Below are 17776 nucleotides of genomic sequence, written 5' to 3' on the forward strand. Positions count from 1 at the left end.
CGCGGTGTGCCAGGTGAAACATGGGGCACTGACCCACCGCGTTCGCGAACAAGCCCGCTCCCACATTGGATGTGAGGTGCTGTTGCTTTTTGCACACTCGCGCAGGCCGCTGTGGTTTTTTCATCACCCGGACGACAACCAGCACCCGCAATTGCGCCGAAAACCCCATGGCACAGCCCTTGCAAAATCCCTCCCAGAACCTTTCCATTCGAGGAGCTTCCATGCGCCCATTCTCTTTGCGTCGTGCCCTGTCGTCCGTGGCGCTGTGCACCGCGTTGCTGGCCGGCCAGGTCCAGGCACAACCCCGGGACGGCGGGGTGCTGAACCTGGTGGCCCAGCCCGAGCCGCCGTCGCTGATGCACGGGGTGGTCAGCCATGTGTCCACCCAGTATGTGAGCGGCAAGGTGCTGCAAGGCCTGCTGACCTTCGACACCGACCTCAAGCCCAAACCGGTGTTGGCCAAGGCCTGGACCATTTCCCCCGACGGCCTCACCTACACCTTCGACCTGCAGGACGGCGTGCAATGGCACGACGGCCCGGCCTTCACCGCCGATGATGTGGTCTTCAGCTTCCAGACCTTTTACCCCGACGTGGACAAGCGCCTCGGCGGGATCATCACCGAATATGTCGACAGCATCACCGCCAAGGGGCCGTTGCAGGTGGTGTTCCACTTGAAGAAACCTTTCGCGCCGTTGCTCTCGGCCCTGGGCAGCGGCCTGCGCCCGGTGGTGCCCAAGCACCTCTACGAAAACACCGATTTTCGCAACAACCCGTACAACCTCAAGCCGGTGGGTACCGGGCCGTTCGTGTTCGTGGAGTGGAAGCGCGGCGCCTACATCAAGCTGGCCCGCAACCCCCATTACTGGAAGCCTGGCCTGCCGCACCTCGACAGCATCATCTTCCACGTGATTCCGGACGGCTCGTCCCGCGCGGCGGCGTTCGAGCGCAACGACGTGCAGGTGCTGCGCAGCGGCGATGCCGACTACTCCGACCTCAAGCGCCTCAGCGCGCTGCCGGATGTACAGGCCTCGGAGAAAGGTTGGGAGCTGTACGCCGGCCTGGCGTTCCTGCAAATCAACACGCGCAAGCCGCCGCTGGACAACCCCAAGGTGCGCCAGGCGATCCTCTATGCGCTGAACCGTCAGTTCATCGTCGACAACATTTTCTTCGGCTCGGGCAAGGTCGCCCAGGGCGAGTTCGTGTCGACCACGCCGTACCACGATCCGCAGTTGCCGCAGTACGCCTATGACCCCAAAAAGGCCAAGGCGCTGATTGCCGAGTCTGGTGTGGACGTTGGGGCGGTGCGCATCCGCCTGCTCAATGGCGAAAAGGGCGGCGCCTGGGAGCGTCTGGCCGAATACACCAAGCAGGCGCTGCAACCTCTTGGTTTCAAGGTGCAGGTGGTGACGTCCGACGCGGCAACCTGGTTCCAGCGCGTCAGCGACTGGGACTTCGACCTGACCTACAACTTTATCTTCCAGATTGGCGACCCGTACCTGACCAGCGCCTACCTGTTCCGCTCCGACTACATCCTCAAGACTTCGCCGTTCGCCAACGTCAGTGGCTACAACAGCCCCGAGGCGGACGCGTTGTGGCGCAAGCTCGCCGATACCCCGGAAGGCCCTGAGCGCACCCGGCTCTACAGCCAGTTGGAAAACCTGTTGAACACCGACCTGCCCATTGCGCCGATCTTCGAAATGCGCAACCAGACGCTGTTTCACACGCAGGTGAAAAACCTGCTGCAAACCGCTACCAGCCTCAATGAAGACTACGAAAGCGTCTACCTCGACGCCCCGGCACCATGACCGCGCTCGGGTATCTGGGCGGGCGGCTGTTCAAGGCGCTGCTGATGGTGCTGGCGGTGCTGGTGCTGGGCTTCATGCTGATCCATCTGGCGCCGGGGGATCCGGCGTTGCTGCTGGCCGGCGAGGCGGGGGTGGACGATGCACAGTTCATCGCGCAGTTGCGCCAGACCCTCGGCCTGGACAAACCGTTGTGGCAGCAGCTGCTGATTTACCTGGGCCATATCGCCCACCTGGACCTGGGTTATTCCTATCGCAACCAGACATCGGTGTGGGCGCTGATTGCCGAGCGTTTGCCGGCGACCCTGGCGTTGATGGGCTCGGCATTTGTCGTATCGTCGGTGCTGGGGGTGAGCCTCGGGGTGCTGGCGGCGCGGGCGAAACAGAAGCGGCACTGGCTCGACGGGGTGATTTCCCAGGGTGCCTTGTTGCTGTATGCGCTGCCATCGTTCTGGCTGGCGATGCTGTTGATTCTGCTGTTCTCCGTCAGCCTGGACTGGCTGCCGGCCTTCGGCATGGAAACCGTCGGCCAGGACTTCTCGCTGTTCGACCGCCTCAAGCATTTGCTGTTGCCGTGCGTGTCCCTCAGCGTGCTGTTCCTCGCCCTGTATATCCACCTGACCCGCGCCGCGGTACTCGATGCGTTCGGTCAGGAATACGTGCGCACCGCCCACGCCAAAGGCCTGCACCCGCGTCGGGTGCTGTATGGGCATGTGCTGCGCAATGCGCTGTTGCCGGTGGTGACTTTTGCCGGTCTGCAATTGGGCCAACTGGCCAGCGGTGCCTTGCTGGTGGAAGTGGTCTATTCGTGGCCCGGTATCGGCCGCTTGATGTACGACGCCCTGGCCCAGCGCGATTACGGTGTGCTGATGGGCGGCTTTCTGGTGATCTCCTTGCTGGTGGTGGGCTTCAACGTGTTGACCGATCTGCTGTGCCGTTTTCTCGACCCCCGTATCGGCGCGGGAGGGCAGGGCTGATGGCTGTTCTCGGACGTTTCGTGCGCCAGCCTGCGGCGCTGGCCGGTGCGCTGTTCCTTGTGGTGTTGGCAGTGCTCGCGCTGGCGGCGCCCTGGCTCACCCACGGTTCGCCGTGGGAGATGAACACCGCGCCGATGCTGGCGCCGTTCCATGACCCGGCCCACTGGCTGGGCAGCGACCTGCTCGGGCGTGACCTGGGCAGCGGCTTGTTGTATGGCGCCCGGGTGTCCCTGTCGGTTGCGGCACTGGCCACCCTCGCGACCCTGCTGGTGGGCCTGTTGGTCGGTGCCGTCGCCGGGTACTTCGGCGGCTGGGTCGATGGCGTGCTGATGCGTATCGCCGAGTTTTTCCAGATCATTCCGCAACTGGTGCTGGCGGTGATCCTGGTGGCGGTGCTGGAGCCGTCCCTGGGCACCATCGTGCTGGCCATTGCCCTGGTGGCGTGGCCGGGGGTGGCGCGCCTGGTGCGCAGCGAATTCCTCACCCTGCGTCAGCGCGAATTCGTGCAGGCGGCGCGGGTGCTGGGCCAGTCACCGCTGGGGATCATCCGCGAACAGATTCTGCCGAATGCGCTGGCGCCGCTGCTGGTGGTCATGACCTTTGTGATGGCGACCTCGATCCTCACCGAGGCGGCGTTGGCGTTCCTGGGGCTCAGCGATCCGGAGGCCATGAGCTGGGGCTATATGATCAATGCGTCCCGGGGCCTGTTGCGCGATGCCTGGTGGATGAGCTTTTTGCCGGGGCTGGCAATCATGCTCTGCGTGCTGGCGGTGAACCGGGTGGGTGAAGGCCTGCGCGTGGCGTTCGAACCGGGGAGGTCGCTATGACACTGTTGAGTGTGCAGAACCTGCGTATCGCCTTGCCGGTGGGCGCCGACCGCAGTCATGCGCTGTATGACCTGTCGTTGCAGCTGGCGCGTGGCGAATGCCTGTGTGTGGTGGGGGAGTCCGGCTCGGGCAAGTCGATGTTGGCCAAGGCGTTGTTGCGTCAGTTGCCGGACCCGTTGCGGGTGCAGAGCGGGCGTGTGGTGTTTCGCGAACAGGACCTGGCGAGCCTCAGCGAAACCGCCATGCGCCAACTGCGCGGGCGCGATATCAGCATGGTGTTCCAGGAGCCCATGAGCGCGCTCAACCCGCTGTTGCGCGTGGGCGAGCAGATCGATGAAACCTTGCGGGCCCATGGTGTGAAGTCCGCCGATGAACGCCGTCGGCGGGTGCTGGACCTGCTGGGTTACGTGGGCCTGCCCGACCCGCCGCGCCTGCGTCTGGCCTATCCGTTCGAGCTCTCCGGCGGCCAGCGCCAACGGGTGGTGATCGCCATGGCCCTGGCGTTCGATCCGGGGTTGTTGATCGCCGACGAGCCAACCTCGGCCCTGGACGTGACCACCCAGGCGCAGATTCTCGACCTGCTGCGCAAGATCCAGCGGGACAAGGGCATGGCCCTGTTGTTCATCACCCATGATTTCGCCGTGGTCGAGGCGATTGCCGACCGCGTGCTGGTCCTGGAAAAGGGCCGATTGGTCGAGCAGGGCAACGCTCGCCAGGTGTTGCGCGAACCCCGTGCCGCCTACACCCGGCAGTTGCTCGCGGCGGTGTCGGCACAACCCCTGGCGCCGCGCGGCGCAGTGGCGGGCTCGGTGGTGCTCGAGGCCGAGCAGTTGGGCAAGGTGTTCAGTGCGCGCAGCGGCTGGTTTGGGCGGCGCACCACCCGCGCGTTGGACGCGGTGCAGGTGCAACTGCGCGAAGGCGAAACCCTGGGGATCGTCGGCGAGTCCGGCTCGGGCAAGTCCACCCTGGGGCGCTGCCTGGTCAGGCTGTTGCGTGCCGACAGCGGGCAGGTGCACTGGCTCGGCCAGGCCGTGGACACCTTGCCCGAGCGGCGTTTGCGCGGGCTGCGCAGCCAGGTGCAGATGATCTTTCAGGACCCGTTCGCCTCCCTCAACCCACGTCAGAGCGTTGGCCGGATCATCATGACCGGCCCTTTGGTGCAGGGGCATTCCAGCACCGAGGCCGAGCGGCGCGCGCGGCAAATGCTGGAGCTGGTAGGCCTGCCGGCCACGGCGTTCGAGCGTTACCCCCATGAATTTTCCGGCGGCCAGCGCCAGCGCATTGGCATTGCCCGTACGCTGGCAGTGGAACCCAGGGTGTTGATTGCTGACGAATGTGTGTCGGCCCTCGACGCGTTGATCCAGGTGCAGATCCTGGAGTTGCTGGAGGCCCTGCAACGACGGTTGAAATTGAGCATCGTCTTTATCACTCACGATCTGCGGGTGGCGGCGCGCTTGTGCGACCGCATCGCCGTGATGCAGAACGGGCGGGTGGTGGAGCAGGGCGAGACGGCGGCCCTGTTTGCCGACGCGCGACATCCCTATACCCGCACGCTGTTGCAATGTGTGCCGCAGACCGGTCTCAACCCCAAGGAATATGCGCTCCATGACTGATCAGAACCTGAAGGTGGTGCGTGGCGAACGGCAGGAGATCCGTCCTGGCCGCCACCTGAGCATCGCTCACCACCGGGGCAGCACCCAGCCCGATACCGTGGTGTTTTTCTGCCACGGCGCGGGCGGCAACAAAGACCAATGGCGCCTGCAATGGCAAGCGCTCAAGGCCGAAGGCTACAGCCTGGTGGCCTGGGACCTGCTGGGCCACGGCGACAGTGCCACGCCACGCAAGGCCACGGCCTACGCCTGGGACGAACTGGTGGCGGACTATGGGGCGATCCTGAACCGCTACGCCGGTGCGCGTAACCTGATCGTCGCCCATTCCTTCGGCACCGGCCTGAGCCTCAGCGCCTTGCTGACCCAGCCTGCGATGCCCGTCGAAGCGGCGTTGCTGCTGGGCACCCAGCTGTATCGGCCGGTCAGCGGCGGCGGGTTGATGGCGTTGCCGGCGTGGCTCCTTGAATGGCTGCGCCCGCTATTGGCCAAGGGCTTTCGCGAGCGTGCCTGGCATGCCAGTGCGGACCCGGCGCTGGTGGCCTACGAAGAAAAGCTCACCGAGCGCAACCGCCTGTTCATGTTCAAGGCCTTGATGAAACACGCCCAATGGCCGCCCGCCGAGTTGATCCCCAGCCTGGCGCTGCCGGTGAGTGTGCTGGCCGGCGACAGCGACGGCCTGACCCCGGCCAGCGGTGGCCAGGCACTGGCGGCGCAACTGCCCGATGCGACGTTTCAGGTGCTGGAAGACTGTGGTCATCAACTGATGCTGGAGAAGCCCGACGCGGTGCTGCAAGCCTTTCATCAGCTCATCGACAGGCGCTTATAACTCAAAAAACTTTTGCTATACGATTCAGCTATTGGATTGTTCATAAGGTAATGCATTTAATTCGGGACCTAACTCATTGTTGCACGGAATAAATCAGCGCTCTTATGCGTTGTAATGAGTCATCAGTTCCGCCTTAGAGATTAGCCATGAGCAACCCTGTTGCCTTTGCCCCCGAGCCGTTGCTGCGGGTGCGTGACCTGTGCAAGACCTTTGGCGCCCGGCGGGCGCTGGATCAGGTCAGCCTGGATATTTATCCGGGCGAAGGCGTCGCGTTGCTGGGGGGCAACGGCGCGGGCAAGTCGACGCTGGTGAAAATCCTCGGCGGCAGCCTGGTGCCGGACAGCGGCGAAGTGTGGGTCGAGGGTGCGCGGCAGCGTTTCGTGTCGCCGCTGTCGGCGCGCCGGGTGGGGATTGTCGCGGTGCATCAACGCCCCGACGACGCCATCGCCCCGGGCCTGAGCGTGGCCGAGAACCTGTTGCTCGATGAGCTGGGACTGCCCGGTGCAGACTTTATGCTCAACCGCAAAAGCCTGCTGCAACGCGCCGAAACCATCGCCGCCGGGCTCGGCCTGGACCTGCCGCTGCAACACCCGGTGGAGCGCCTGGGGCCGGCGGACCGTCAATTGCTGGTATTGGCCCGCGCGTTTGTCTTGCAGCCCAAACTGCTGATCCTCGACGAACCCACCGCGGCCCTCTCGGAAGCGGACGCCGAGCGCCTGCTCGGGCTGATCGACAGCCAGCGCAGCCAGGGCGTGGCGATTCTCTATATCTCCCAGCGCCTGTCCGACCTGCAACGGGTGACCAACCGGGCCATTGTCTTGCAGGAAGGTCGTTTGACCTGCGACCTCAATACCCGTCATCTGTCGTCGGTGGCCTATACCCTGTTTGGCGACACCACGGAAAACCCCAGCCTGGCGCCCGACAAAAGTGTGCCGGTGCCGTTCCTGGAGCGCTTTACCCGCGCCGGGTTTATCCGCAATCGCGCCGAAGGACGGGCGGTGCAGGAGCAGGTGGCGGGGCTGGCCGGCAACCTGGCCACGGTCGATGTGCTGAATGGCGGCAAGCCTCACACACCCTGATCCGCACTGTTTGGGTCAGGGCAACGCCGGGTAAATGATGAGCTCCAACTGCCCTCGGTGATACCGCGTTCCCCCCGGCGGCAATTGCCCGACTTCGCGCATTTCACTGGTGCTGCTGACGCGCAGCAGCACGCCCACCGGGCCATGTTGCCGGGCATTTTTCAGCCAGCCCTGAACCTGTTCGAGGTCGACCTTGCGCGGGGCTGAGTCGGCGTATTGCAGGCCGTAGCGCAGTTCACTCTGGGTGTCGTAGAACGTCACGTCCGGGCGTTTCAGGCGCCATGACAGTGCGGCGGCCGTTTCCAGCCCGTTGCTCAGCAGGGCGCGGGTTTCCTGCAGTTCTTCCAGGTGATCGAGCACGAACTGATCGGGCATTTCGTTATCCGCGACCAGCGCCGGCATGCCCGCCGGCAACAGAATCACCAGCAAGCCAATGCCCAGCGCCGGCATGGCCCACAGCGTCAGCGGGCGAAAGGCTTGCAGCAGGTTGGCGAGGATCCAGCCCAGCAGCACGATGAATGCCAGGGACAGGCTGAACATCTCGGCATGGCTGTTGCCATACAGCGGCCGCGCGATTTGCAGGTAGATCAGGGTCACCATCGCGACCATGCCGATGGCGAAGTTGAGCAGGCCGTTGAGGCAGATCGCGCGGGGTTTGTGTTGCGCCAACTGGTCGACCAGGGCATGCCCCATCAGCAGGGCCAGGGGCAGCAGGCACGGCATGATGTAGGTCGGCAGCTTGCCATTGCTCAGGCTGAAAAAGCCCAGGGGCAGCAGCAGCCACAGCGCGAGAAAAACGATGGCCGGCTGACGTTTTTGCTGCCAGGTCTTGAGCAGGGTGGTGGGTAGCAGCCCGGCCCACGGCAGGCATGACACCGCGATGATCGGCAGGAAGAACCACCAGGGCCGCACGTGCTGTGCGTTATCGGCGCTGAAGCGACGGATATGTTCGTTCCAGAAAAAGAAGCGCCAGAAGTCCGGCTCCTGCAGGTGGATCGCCACTGCCCAGGGCAGGCACGCCAGCACCGCCACGCCGACTGCCAGCGGGCCATAGCGCAGCAGTTCGCCCATGCGCCGTTGCCAGAGCATGTAGGGCACGGCGATCAGCACCGGCAGCACCCAGGCCAGAAAACCCTTGGTCATGAAACCCATGGCGCAGGCCAACCCTACGCATGTCCAGGCCAACAGGCGACTCTTGAGGGTCGAGCTGTCGAGGGCAAACCACAGCGCCACCAGGCTGAGGTTGACCCACAGGGTGAATTGCGGATCGAGGTTGGCGTACCCCGCCTGACCGGCCACCAGACCGAAACTCAGGTAGAGCAGGGCGCAGGCGAAGCTTTTACGCGGTTCGTTCCACAGGCGGCGGGCGATCAGGTAAGCCAGCAGCACACTCAGGCCGGTGGTGAGTGCCGACGCGATACGCGCACCGAACAGGTTCTGGCCGAATACCGCCTGGCCGAGGGCGATCAACCAGTAGCCGGCGGCAGGTTTTTCGAAATAACGCACACCCATGTAGTGCGGCGCGACCCAGTTGCCACTCAGCAGCATTTCCTGGCTGATCTGCGCGTAACGGGTCTCGTCCGGTATCCACAGACCGTGCAGCCCCAGGGGCAGTAAATAAAACGCAGCGAGGGCCAGCAACAACAACGGCAGGGGGTTTAAGCGGGTCATGAAAACGTCGCTCCTTGACGTTTGAAAACCGGGTATGGAAGTAGTAGTTCAATTGCGAAAGAAGTCACAGCATTCACTAAATAGCAGGGGATATTCATGACGTCCTTAGTTCAAGGGCGCAACTAAACATGCCAGACAACGGCTGTCTTTTTGCTGAACATGGGCGGTAGTGGCCGGGCAGGGATGACCAGGCTCTTTACGAAAAACCTTGATGCTGCGTTGAAAACCGACCCTAACGCTGCTTGAGTGCCGCCGGCCAATCGGGGTTGTTCATGATGCCCAGGGGCTTGAATTTGCCGTTCGCCAATACCTGCACGAACAACGCGCTGCCGTACTCCGGAAACGACGCGTGGGGGAAGCCCAGGGCCTTTTCGAAATCGGCGATGCAGCCGCTATGGGTGACGAACACCAGGTTGTGACCGGGGGTTTTATGGGCGAGCAATTCTTCGCCCATTGCGGTGCCACAGATGGCTTGCTGGCCCGAGGTCAGCTCGTTTTTGCCGAACATGAAACGCAGGGTCTGGGCCGTGCGAATCAGTGGGCTGGCAAGCACGTCGCTGCCTTCCATGCCCAGGGTATAAAAGGCTTTGCCCAGTTGTTCGGCATGTTGGCTGCCATTGATCGTCAGGCCTTCGTTGGGCCCCAGGCAGGGGTTTTTCGAGCGGTCGCAGCGTTCTTCATGGCGCACCAGCACGATCAGGTCACCGTCGCGCCAGGCCGGCAATACCTGGGAGGTCAGCAGGCGATCGCCGACGCCCAGGTCACGCGGCGAGAGGGGCCAGAGCAGGCTGGCGCCGAGCAGCAGCGCCACGACCACCATGCCCAGCCACCGGGGTTGCAGGCGCTTGAACACCGCCCGGCGCGAGCGCGGTTTGGTCAGGGTAAGGTCAACCACTTCATTCACCATGGGCACTGTTGGCAATGTTGTATTTAGTTAGGCGCAACTTCTTGGCGAATGCCCGTAGTGAGGCAGGAGACTGTCACAGGGCTGCTGTCTTTTCGCTGAACATGTTGCGGTAAAAAGTTGTCAGGCATGGCAACTAACAAGTTGCCGACCGGTGACACTTGGCGGGCAATTTAAAGGGGCGCGGGTGGGTAACCGGTGAAATCCATGTGAAAAATTTGCAGGGTTCCAAGGCTTAGCCGTTATGCTCGTTTTCAGTCCCCCCAGGTGAGTGTTTTTATGTTGCAGGTACAGGGCGTTGTCAAAAGCTATGCCACCCCGCAGGGCCCGTTGCCGGTACTGGCGGGTGTCGACTTGCAGCTGACCGGGCGCAGCAGCCTGGCGTTGATGGGGGAGTCGGGCAGCGGCAAGAGCACCCTGCTGCACCTGGTGGCCGGGCTCGACCGCGTGGACAGCGGCTTCATTCAGGTGGGCGAGCAGCGCCTCGATCAACTGAGCGAGGCACAACTGGCGCGCTGGCGGCGCACCGATATCGGCCTGGTGTTCCAGCAGTTCAACCTGATCGGCAGCCTGCGTGTCGACGACAACCTGGCTTTCCAGGCGCGCCTGGCGGGGCGCTATGACCCGCAATGGCAGGCGCAATTGGTGGAGCGTCTGGGCCTGGGCGATCTGCTCAAGCGCTATCCCGAACAACTCTCCGGCGGCCAGCAGCAACGGGTAGCGGTAGGGCGCGCCCTGGCCTCGCGTCCCAGCCTGTTGTTGGCCGACGAGCCCACCGGCAACCTCGACGAAGCCACCAGTGATGAAGTGCTGCAACTGCTGCTCGACCTGCTGCGCGACAGCCCCACCAGCCTGTTGATGGTCACCCACAGCCCGCGCATCGCCGCACGGCTCGACCGCCAGGTGGTGCTGCATCGCGGTCGAGTGCAGCCGGCGGACGGGCGCTGAAATGGCGGTGTTCCATTGGGCGTTGCGCGCGCTGCTCAGCCATTGGCGGCGTCATCCGGTGCAGTTTTTCAGCGTGCTCACCGGGCTGTGGCTGGCCACCGCGCTGTTGACCGGTGTGCAAGCGCTCAACAGCCAGGCGCGCGACAGCTATGCGCGTGCCAGCCAATTGATCGGCGGTGAACCCCAGGCCAGCCTCGCGATGCCCGACGGAGCGAGCTTTCCCCAGGCACGCTTTGCCGAGCTGCGCCGGGCTGGATGGCCGGTGTCGCCGGTGGTACAGGGCCGGGTCACGCTCAAGGGACATGAAGCGCAACGCCTGCAATTGATGGGCATCGACCCGGTGTCGTTGCCAGGCAGCGGCGCGGTGGCCGGGCAGCGCTTGAGTCAGGCCCAGATGGCGGCGTTCTTCAGCCCGCCGGGGCGTACCTGGATCGCCGCGTCGACCTTGCAGGAACTGGGGTTGCACGAAGGCGATCAGCCGTTGACCAGCGGCGGCCAGGCCCTGCCACCGTTGCAGGTTCGACAGGACATGGCCCCCGGGCTGTTGCTGACCGACATCGGGTTTGCCCAACCGCTGCTGGAGATGCCCGAGCGTCTGTCGCGGCTATGGCTCGACAAGGCATTCGCCGCCACCCAGCCTGTGCCGCCCGCCGGTTTGCAGCTCAAGCGTGCGCAAGACAACAACCTCGCACGCCTCACCGAGAGCTTTCACCTGAACCTGGATGCGCTGGGTTTTCTGTCTTTTCTGGTCGGCCTGTTTATCGTGCACGCGGCGATTGGCTTGGCGCTGGAACAACGCCGTGGGCTGCTGCGCACCTTGCGCGCCTGCGGGGTGAGCGCGCGACTGTTGATTGTCAGCCTGGGCGTCGAGTTGGGGGTGCTGTCGCTGCTCGGCGGTGTGCTGGGTGTGGTCAGTGGCTACGGGCTGGCCAGCCTGTTGCTGCCGGATGTGGCGGTGAGCCTGCGCGGCTTGTATGGCGCGGAGGTGGCGGGGCAGTTGAGCCTGAACCCAGGCTGGTGGCTGGCCGGGTTGGGCCTGAGCCTGGTCGGCGCGCTGCTGGCCGGTGCCAGCAGCCTGTGGCGTGCGGCGCGCTTGCCATTGCTGGCACTGGCCGATGCCCAGGCTTGGCATGAAGCCCATGGGCGCTGGTTGCGGCGCCAGGGCGTGGTGGCGAGCGCGGCGTTGCTGATTGCACTGGTGGCCTTGCTAGGGGGCAACAGCCTGACCGCCGGATTCGTGCTGATGGCGGCGTTGTTGCTCGGCGCTGCCCTTGGCTTGCCGGTGGTGCTCAATGGGCTGTTGAAGGCCGTGCTGGGGCGCAGTCGCTCGGTGCTGGGCCAATGGTTCCTCGCCGACTGCCGCCAGCAATTGCCGGCCTTGAGCCTGGCGTTGATGGCGTTGCTTTTGGCGTTGGCGGCGAATATCGGCGCAGGCTCCATGACCTCGGGGTTTCGCCAGACCTTCAATCACTGGCTGGAGCAGCGCCTCACGGCCGAGCTGTACCTCAACCCGCAGAACCCGGTCCAGGCCGAGCAACTGAAGACGTGGCTGGCCCGGCAGCCGCTCGTGCAGAAAGTGCTGCCTGCCTGGCAAGTCACCGTGCAATTGCAGGGCTGGCCGGCGGAACTGTTTGGCGTGGTCGATGACCTGACCTACCGCCAGCACTGGCCGCTGCTGGAGGCGGTGGGGCAACCGTGGGACCAGTTGCAGCAGGCCGACACCCTGATGCTCAGCGAGCAGTTGGCGCGACGCCTGAACGTGCGCCTGGGGGATACCGTCGAGATTCCCGTGCCGCAAGGGACATGGTCGCCCCGGCTGGTGGGGATCTACGCCGACTACGGCAACCCCAAGGGCCATCTGCTGGTGAATTCGAACCACCTGTTGGCCCATTGGCCGACGCTGGCGCCGGTGCGTTTCAACCTGCGGGTGGCACCGTCGGACGTGGCGTCCGTGGTGCGTGACGTGCAGCGTGAATTTGCCTTGGAAGACAGCCGTATCGTCGATCAACAGCAGCTCAAAGGCTGGTCGAGCCAGGTGTTCGAGCGCACCTTCGCCGCCACGGCCGCGCTGAACAGCCTGACCCTGGGCGTGGCCGGCGTGGCGCTGTTCATCAGCCTGTTGACCCAGAGCCAGAGCCGTCTGGGCCAACTCGCGCCGCTGTGGGCGCTGGGGGTGACGCGTCGGCAACTGATGCTGCTCAACCTCGGGCAGACCTGGCTGCTGGCGGTGCTGACGCTGGTCCTGGCCTTGCCCCTGGGCCTGCTGCTGGCGTGGTGCCTGGACGCGGTGATCAATGTGCAAGCCTTTGGCTGGCGCCTGCCGTTGCAGGTGTTCCCGTGGCAGTTGGCGCAGTTGCTGGGCCTGGCGCTGTTGGCCACGTGGCTCGCCTCGGCGTGGCCGCTGTGGCAGTTGTACCGCAGCCGACCGGCGGATTTGCTGAGGACTTTTGCCCATGAAGAGTAAGTGCCTGCTGTGGGCCGTTGTCGTGCTGTTGACCGCGTGTGACCAGGCGCCTGAGCCGACGCAAAGTTTCGCCGGGCTGGGCAGTGAGGCTGCCGATTTCGCCCAGGTGGTGCCGGGCAAGGTGTTCAGCTTTCCGCAAGACCACGGCCCGCATCCGGGCTTTCGCATCGAATGGTGGTACGTCACCGCCAACCTCACGGATGCCGAGGGGCATCGGTTTGGTGTGCAATGGACGCTGTTTCGCAATGCCCTCAAGGCCGGCCCGGTGCAGGCGGGCTGGCACGACTCGACGGTCTGGCTCGGCCACGCCGCCGTCACGTCCGCCACCCGGCACTATGCCGCCGAGCGTTATGCCCGGGGCGGTGTCGGCCAGGCCGGGGCCCAGGCTGAGCCGTTCAATGCGTGGATCGACGACTGGAATTTCGCCACATTGCCGGGCGCCGCGAGCCCGCTGGCCGGCCTGCAACTCAAGGCCGCCGGCGCGCAATTCGCCTACGACCTGCGCCTGACTTCCAGCCGCCCGCTGGTGTTGCAGGGCGATAACGGCTACAGCCGCAAGTCCGATCAGGGCCAGGCCTCGTACTACTACAGCCAGCCATTCTTCAGCGCCAGCGGCAGCGTCAGCCTCGATGGCAAGACCTATCAGGTGAGTGGCCCGGCATGGCTGGATCGCGAATGGAGCAGCCAGCCCCTGGCCGCCAGCCAGACCGGCTGGGACTGGTTCTCCCTGCACCTGGACCGGGGCGAACAACTGATGCTGTTTCGGGTGCGGCAAACGGACGGGCCGGGTTATCTCACCGGTACCTGGATCGACCACGAGGGCCGCACGCAGACCCTGCACAACGCCGATATCCAGTTGACACCGTTGGCCACAACCACGGTCGAAGGCCGCGCGATGCCTACGCGCTGGTCACTGAAAGTCCCCGGCAAACAGCTGGATATCACTGTCGATGCGGTCAATCCGAATGCGTGGATGAACCTGAGCATTCCCTACTGGGAAGGCCCGGTGCGGTTCGACGGCGGGGTGGGGTATCTGGAGATGACCGGCTACTAGGCTAAACAATTCGTTTAAAAAATACTGGACATACATCCAGTATTTATCTAGATTCCATCCCAGGTGACCGGATGTCACCTGAGCTTCACTTTTTAACTATGGATGGATAAAAAATGAAATCGAAAAAAGCGTTTATGCTGGGCGCGGCCGTAGCGGCCTCCTGCTTCGTTTCGGCCTTTGCCCTGGCCGAGCAAACCCCTCCAACCCTCAGCGCGCAAGCGGTCAAACAGGCGGCGCAGAAGGCGCTGAAACCGGGTGGCAAGGTCGATACCGCCAAGGTCTCGGCGACCCTCAAGCAAAAGCTGCAGGCGGCGAAAACCGGTCAGTCCCGAGCGGTGACCAAGGCTGCGAGCAGCGCACCGTTCAACAGCACGGTCGGCGAGCTGAAAAAACCGGCCCAGGCCGACCTGAAAAACGCCGCCGTCGCCGCTTTTGAACCGTTGTTTCCCACCCTGGATATCAACACCCTCTACACCATCAGTGGCGTGAGTCAGGGCGAGGAGTTCGCCTATCACTTCAATCTGGCGCAGAACGCTCGGGTCCAGGTGCAACTGGTGAACCAGAGCGCTGGCACCGACATGTCGCTGACCCTGTTCCAGGATGACGGCCAGGGCAACCTCAGCGTGGTGGGTTCCTCCGACGCCGCCGGCAATGCCGACGAATACCTCAACGGCGTACTGCCGGCGGGTGACTACTACTGGTACATGGTGGCCAAGGTCGCCAGCAACTCGCAGTTCAGTTTCGGTGTCGCGGTGGACAGCAACATCGATGCCTACGAGCCCAATGACACCCCGCAGACCGCCTTCGTGCTGCCGGACTCGATGAACAAGGTCACCGGCAACCTCGATAACGCCAACGATGTCGATTACTTCGACTTCAAGGCGGTGCGTGGCCAGAGCGTGAGCATGTACCTGGCGGGCGATGCGAGCGGCAGCCGCAACCAGTGGATCTTCGACCGCTTCGACGGCGTCAACTGGGTGACCATCCCTGCCGGTTCCACCTCCACGTATCCCAGCGTCACGCCGGGCACCACGGTGAAGGTACGCGTACGCGCCAACCCGGCGGTGGTACAGGACCCGAGCAAGAAGTATCAACTGAGCCTGGGCTCCACGCCGCGTCTGAATACCTCCAGCGTGAAGGGTGACAACATCGTGCGGGTACCGGTCTCGGTGTTCCCGTTGGCAACCCAGACGGCGCGGACGCTGAACTGGTCCACCCAGTGGTCCGACACTACTGGCGCGCCGTTGCTGGGCATTACTCCGGTACTGCGTGTCGACAAGCGTTTTGACGGGGCCGAGTTCCACTGGGCCGACTTCAAGACCACCACCAACAGCGCGGGTGCGTCGCTGGCCAGTGCCGGCATCGGCGACTGCTTCGGCGATTACCGCGTGGTGATCCCGGACAGCAGCACCGGCGTGGCGTACAACTGGGACACCACCTTCAACTTCGGCGGCTGGCGCATCGAGCTGGAGGAATTCCCGGGGGTGGGCGTCGGCGGCGATAACGTGCCTTACGTGAGCCTGGGGCATATCTGCACCCAGGACATCGTTCACTGATCCCGCGTTGCACATGAAAGAGGCAGCCTTTTGAGGCTGCCTTTTTTGCGTCTTGCTCAGTGCGCCAACGCGAGTGACAACGGCAGGCGCGCCATACTGCTGCTCTTGAGCGAGCCCAGGTACAGCCATTCGCCGTACTCCCGGGCGGTGGTGATGGGCGAATAATTGCCCGCGCTGCCGTCCTGCAGGTTGGCGATGACGTTGCCGTCGGTGTCCAGCCCCAGGACGAAGGCCTTGCGCTCGATGGGCTTGGGTACCACCATCAGCGCCCGCACCATGACCTTGCGCAGCAAGGGGTAGCCAGCGAAGCCATCGAGCAATGGGTTACGGGGTGAGTACAGCGCCACCCAGAAACGGTCCTGGCCATTGAAACTGAGGTTGTCCGGCAGGCCGGGCAAGTTGTCGATGAACAGGTCGTGGCTGCCGACGCGCTCGCCTTTGAGCCAGTAGCGGCTGATGCGATAGGCGCCGGTTTCATTCACCAGCACGTAGTTTTCGTCGGGGCCGAGGGCGACGCCATTGGCGAATTGCAACTGGTCGAGCAAGACCTCGGTGATGCCGCTGCTGAAGTCATAGCGCAGCAGACGCCCATCGCCGCCATGTTCGATCACCGCCTCGCCGTCCTGGCCGTAGCCCCATCGGCTCGACGCATCGCTGAAATACGCATAGCGCCCGCGCGCGTCCACGGTCACATCATTGGTAAAGCCGAACGGCATACCGTTGGCGCTGGTGCTCAGGACACTGAGCTGGCGTTTTGAATCCAGCGCCAGCAAACCCTTGACGCCATCGGCGATGATCAGACGCCCATCCGGGTGCAGCGCCAACCCCAGGGGCCGCCCGCCGGTGTCGGCCAGCACTTCCAGGCTGCGGCTGTCGGGCGAGGTGCGGATGATGCGCCCATCGTGCAGGCCGCTGATCAGATAACCCTGGGCGTCCAGCACCAGGGCTTCGGGGCCGGCGATGTCCTGGGCGCCGATTTTCTGGATACCGTTGAGGCGCTGGTTTTCGGCGAAGGGGCCGTCTTTCATCGAAGGCGCCTTGGGCGGCGCCCAGTTCACCGGTTGGACTTTAGTGGGCATCAGCAACAGAAAAGCCACTACCGCCAGCATCAATACGAACAGCAGGTGGCGGAGTTTTTTGGGGCGGGTGTTCATGACGATTCCTGGTTGTCGTGGGGGGTCGGTTCCCAGTGCAGGGTGCCGAACAGGTAGTCCATCAGTGGCAGGACAATGTTGAAGTTGCGCCCTTGCATCAGCTCACGGCGGTGGTGCAGGGCGTGCAGGCGGTGCATCTGGCGCAGCCACGGCAGGCGCGCCACCGGGTGGTCGGCGGGCAGGTGTTCACAGGCATGGAAGACTTCGTAGAGCAGGTAGCCGAGGATCATGCAGCCGGCAAACAGCCCGGCGACGTTGGGGCTCCACTGCTTGAGCAGCCACCAGACGGGCAGGGTGATAGCCAGGCTGTGCAGCACGATCAACCAGGCCGGAAAGAGGATCACGCGCCAATCCCGGGGGCTGTCGTAGGTCATGTGGCCGGGGGTGAAGAAACTGTGGTGATCGCCGGTATGCCGCGCGTAGAACAAGCGCGCCAGGGCGTGTTTGTGATGGCCGAGGTGGCGGTGCACGAGGTAGATGCACAGGTTGAAGAACACCAGGGTCAAGGGCACGGTCAGCCATTGCAGCGGGGTGATGTGGTGGGTGGAGGCCCAGGCCAGGGTGATGCAGGTTGCGCCGTAGCCCAGCACGAAGCTTGCGTGTAGCCAGGGGTTGTAATGGCGGTGGATGTTGGCGCGGTATCGGGCGCGGAAGGTTTCGGTGGGGTGGGGCATGGCCAGGGCTCGGTGTTTTTTTGTTGGGGTGTGAGCTTAGTCGGTGGGGGGGATTGTGCTAGGTTTTCGGGGGTGTGTCGGGTGTGATGGGTGTATATCCGTTGCTGCGGTCACGGCGGCTTATGGTTCCGCTCTTACAGCGGGTCACTTTGGAAAAGCCGGAATGCCGGCCCAGCCCAAAGTAACCAAAGGGCTCTTGCCCCAACACTCGGCACCTCGCTGTGGCTCGG

General features: G+C 64.0%; 15 protein-coding genes. 10 read left to right on the forward strand and 5 right to left on the reverse strand.

What is annotated here, in order from left to right; all coding sequences use genetic code 11:
* Positions 1-208: hypothetical protein (locus ACW9IB_RS27375; RefSeq protein WP_457416342.1), on the reverse strand; the 208-nt coding region annotated here is incomplete at its 3' end.
* Between the two features lie 13 nt (positions 209-221).
* Here ACW9IB_RS27375 and ACW9IB_RS27380 point away from each other — a divergent pair.
* The 6 genes from ACW9IB_RS27380 (at position 222) to ACW9IB_RS27405 (ending at position 7121) form a co-directional block, all read left to right on the forward strand.
* Positions 222-1805 (forward strand): ABC transporter substrate-binding protein, encoded by a 1584-nt coding sequence (locus tag ACW9IB_RS27380; protein ID WP_457368334.1) that lies wholly within the window; start codon positions 222-224, stop codon positions 1803-1805.
* Entirely contained in the window at positions 1802-2779 is a 978-nt protein-coding gene (locus ACW9IB_RS27385) for an ABC transporter permease (RefSeq protein WP_457416345.1), read from the forward strand. Before ACW9IB_RS27380 ends, ACW9IB_RS27385 begins: the two co-directional genes overlap by 4 nt.
* Complete coding sequence (locus ACW9IB_RS27390) at positions 2779-3606, forward strand: ABC transporter permease (protein WP_457416348.1); 828 nt, start codon at positions 2779-2781, stop codon at positions 3604-3606. Before ACW9IB_RS27385 ends, ACW9IB_RS27390 begins: the two co-directional genes overlap by 1 nt.
* A complete protein-coding gene (locus tag ACW9IB_RS27395) occupies positions 3603-5219 on the forward strand; it encodes a dipeptide ABC transporter ATP-binding protein (protein WP_457416351.1) in 1617 nt (538 codons plus the stop codon). The genes ACW9IB_RS27390 and ACW9IB_RS27395 overlap by 4 nt, the downstream gene beginning before the upstream one ends.
* Positions 5212-6042, forward strand: coding sequence for an alpha/beta fold hydrolase (locus tag ACW9IB_RS27400; protein ID WP_457416354.1), 831 nt, complete (start codon positions 5212-5214; stop codon positions 6040-6042). The genes ACW9IB_RS27395 and ACW9IB_RS27400 overlap by 8 nt, the downstream gene beginning before the upstream one ends.
* A 146-nt stretch (positions 6043-6188) precedes the next feature.
* A complete protein-coding gene (locus ACW9IB_RS27405) occupies positions 6189-7121 on the forward strand; it encodes an ATP-binding cassette domain-containing protein (RefSeq protein ID WP_457416356.1) in 933 nt (310 codons plus the stop codon).
* 15 nt (positions 7122-7136) lie between these two features.
* Here ACW9IB_RS27405 and arnT read toward each other — a convergent pair whose 3' ends face one another.
* Entirely contained in the window at positions 7137-8792 is a 1656-nt protein-coding gene (gene arnT / locus ACW9IB_RS27410; RefSeq protein WP_457416359.1) for a lipid IV(A) 4-amino-4-deoxy-L-arabinosyltransferase, read from the reverse strand.
* A 232-nt stretch (positions 8793-9024) separates the two neighbouring features.
* Complete coding sequence (pmrG, locus tag ACW9IB_RS27415; protein WP_457416361.1) at positions 9025-9699, reverse strand: lipopolysaccharide core heptose(II)-phosphate phosphatase PmrG; 675 nt, start codon at positions 9697-9699, stop codon at positions 9025-9027.
* A 276-nt stretch (positions 9700-9975) separates the two neighbouring features.
* Between pmrG and ACW9IB_RS27420 the strand changes: the two genes are divergently transcribed.
* The 4 genes from ACW9IB_RS27420 to ACW9IB_RS27435 all read left to right on the forward strand — a co-directional run bounded on the left by ACW9IB_RS27420 (position 9976) and on the right by ACW9IB_RS27435 (position 15718).
* Positions 9976-10644: an ABC transporter ATP-binding protein gene (locus ACW9IB_RS27420; protein WP_457368342.1), complete on the forward strand. Its 669-nt coding sequence runs from the start codon at positions 9976-9978 to the stop codon at positions 10642-10644.
* Between the two features lies 1 nt (position 10645).
* A complete protein-coding gene (locus ACW9IB_RS27425) occupies positions 10646-13108 on the forward strand; it encodes an FtsX-like permease family protein (protein WP_457416364.1) in 2463 nt (820 codons plus the stop codon).
* Positions 13098-14162 (forward strand): lipocalin-like domain-containing protein, encoded by a 1065-nt coding sequence (locus tag ACW9IB_RS27430; RefSeq protein ID WP_457416367.1) that lies wholly within the window; start codon positions 13098-13100, stop codon positions 14160-14162. The genes ACW9IB_RS27425 and ACW9IB_RS27430 overlap by 11 nt, the downstream gene beginning before the upstream one ends.
* Before the next feature lie 113 nt (positions 14163-14275).
* On the forward strand, positions 14276-15718 hold the full coding sequence (locus tag ACW9IB_RS27435) for a hypothetical protein (protein WP_457416370.1): 1443 nt from the start codon (positions 14276-14278) through the stop codon (positions 15716-15718).
* Positions 15719-15774: 56 nt separating this feature from the next.
* Here ACW9IB_RS27435 and ACW9IB_RS27440 read toward each other — a convergent pair whose 3' ends face one another.
* Positions 15775-16872 (reverse strand): SMP-30/gluconolactonase/LRE family protein, encoded by a 1098-nt coding sequence (locus tag ACW9IB_RS27440; RefSeq protein WP_457416373.1) that lies wholly within the window; start codon positions 16870-16872, stop codon positions 15775-15777.
* Complete coding sequence (locus ACW9IB_RS27445) at positions 16869-17546, reverse strand: sterol desaturase family protein (protein WP_457416376.1); 678 nt, start codon at positions 17544-17546, stop codon at positions 16869-16871. Before ACW9IB_RS27445 ends, ACW9IB_RS27440 begins: the two co-directional genes overlap by 4 nt.
* Between the last annotated feature and the right edge of the window lie 230 nt (positions 17547-17776).

It is taken from the genome of Pseudomonas sp. SDO524_S393 (genome assembly GCF_054071875.1).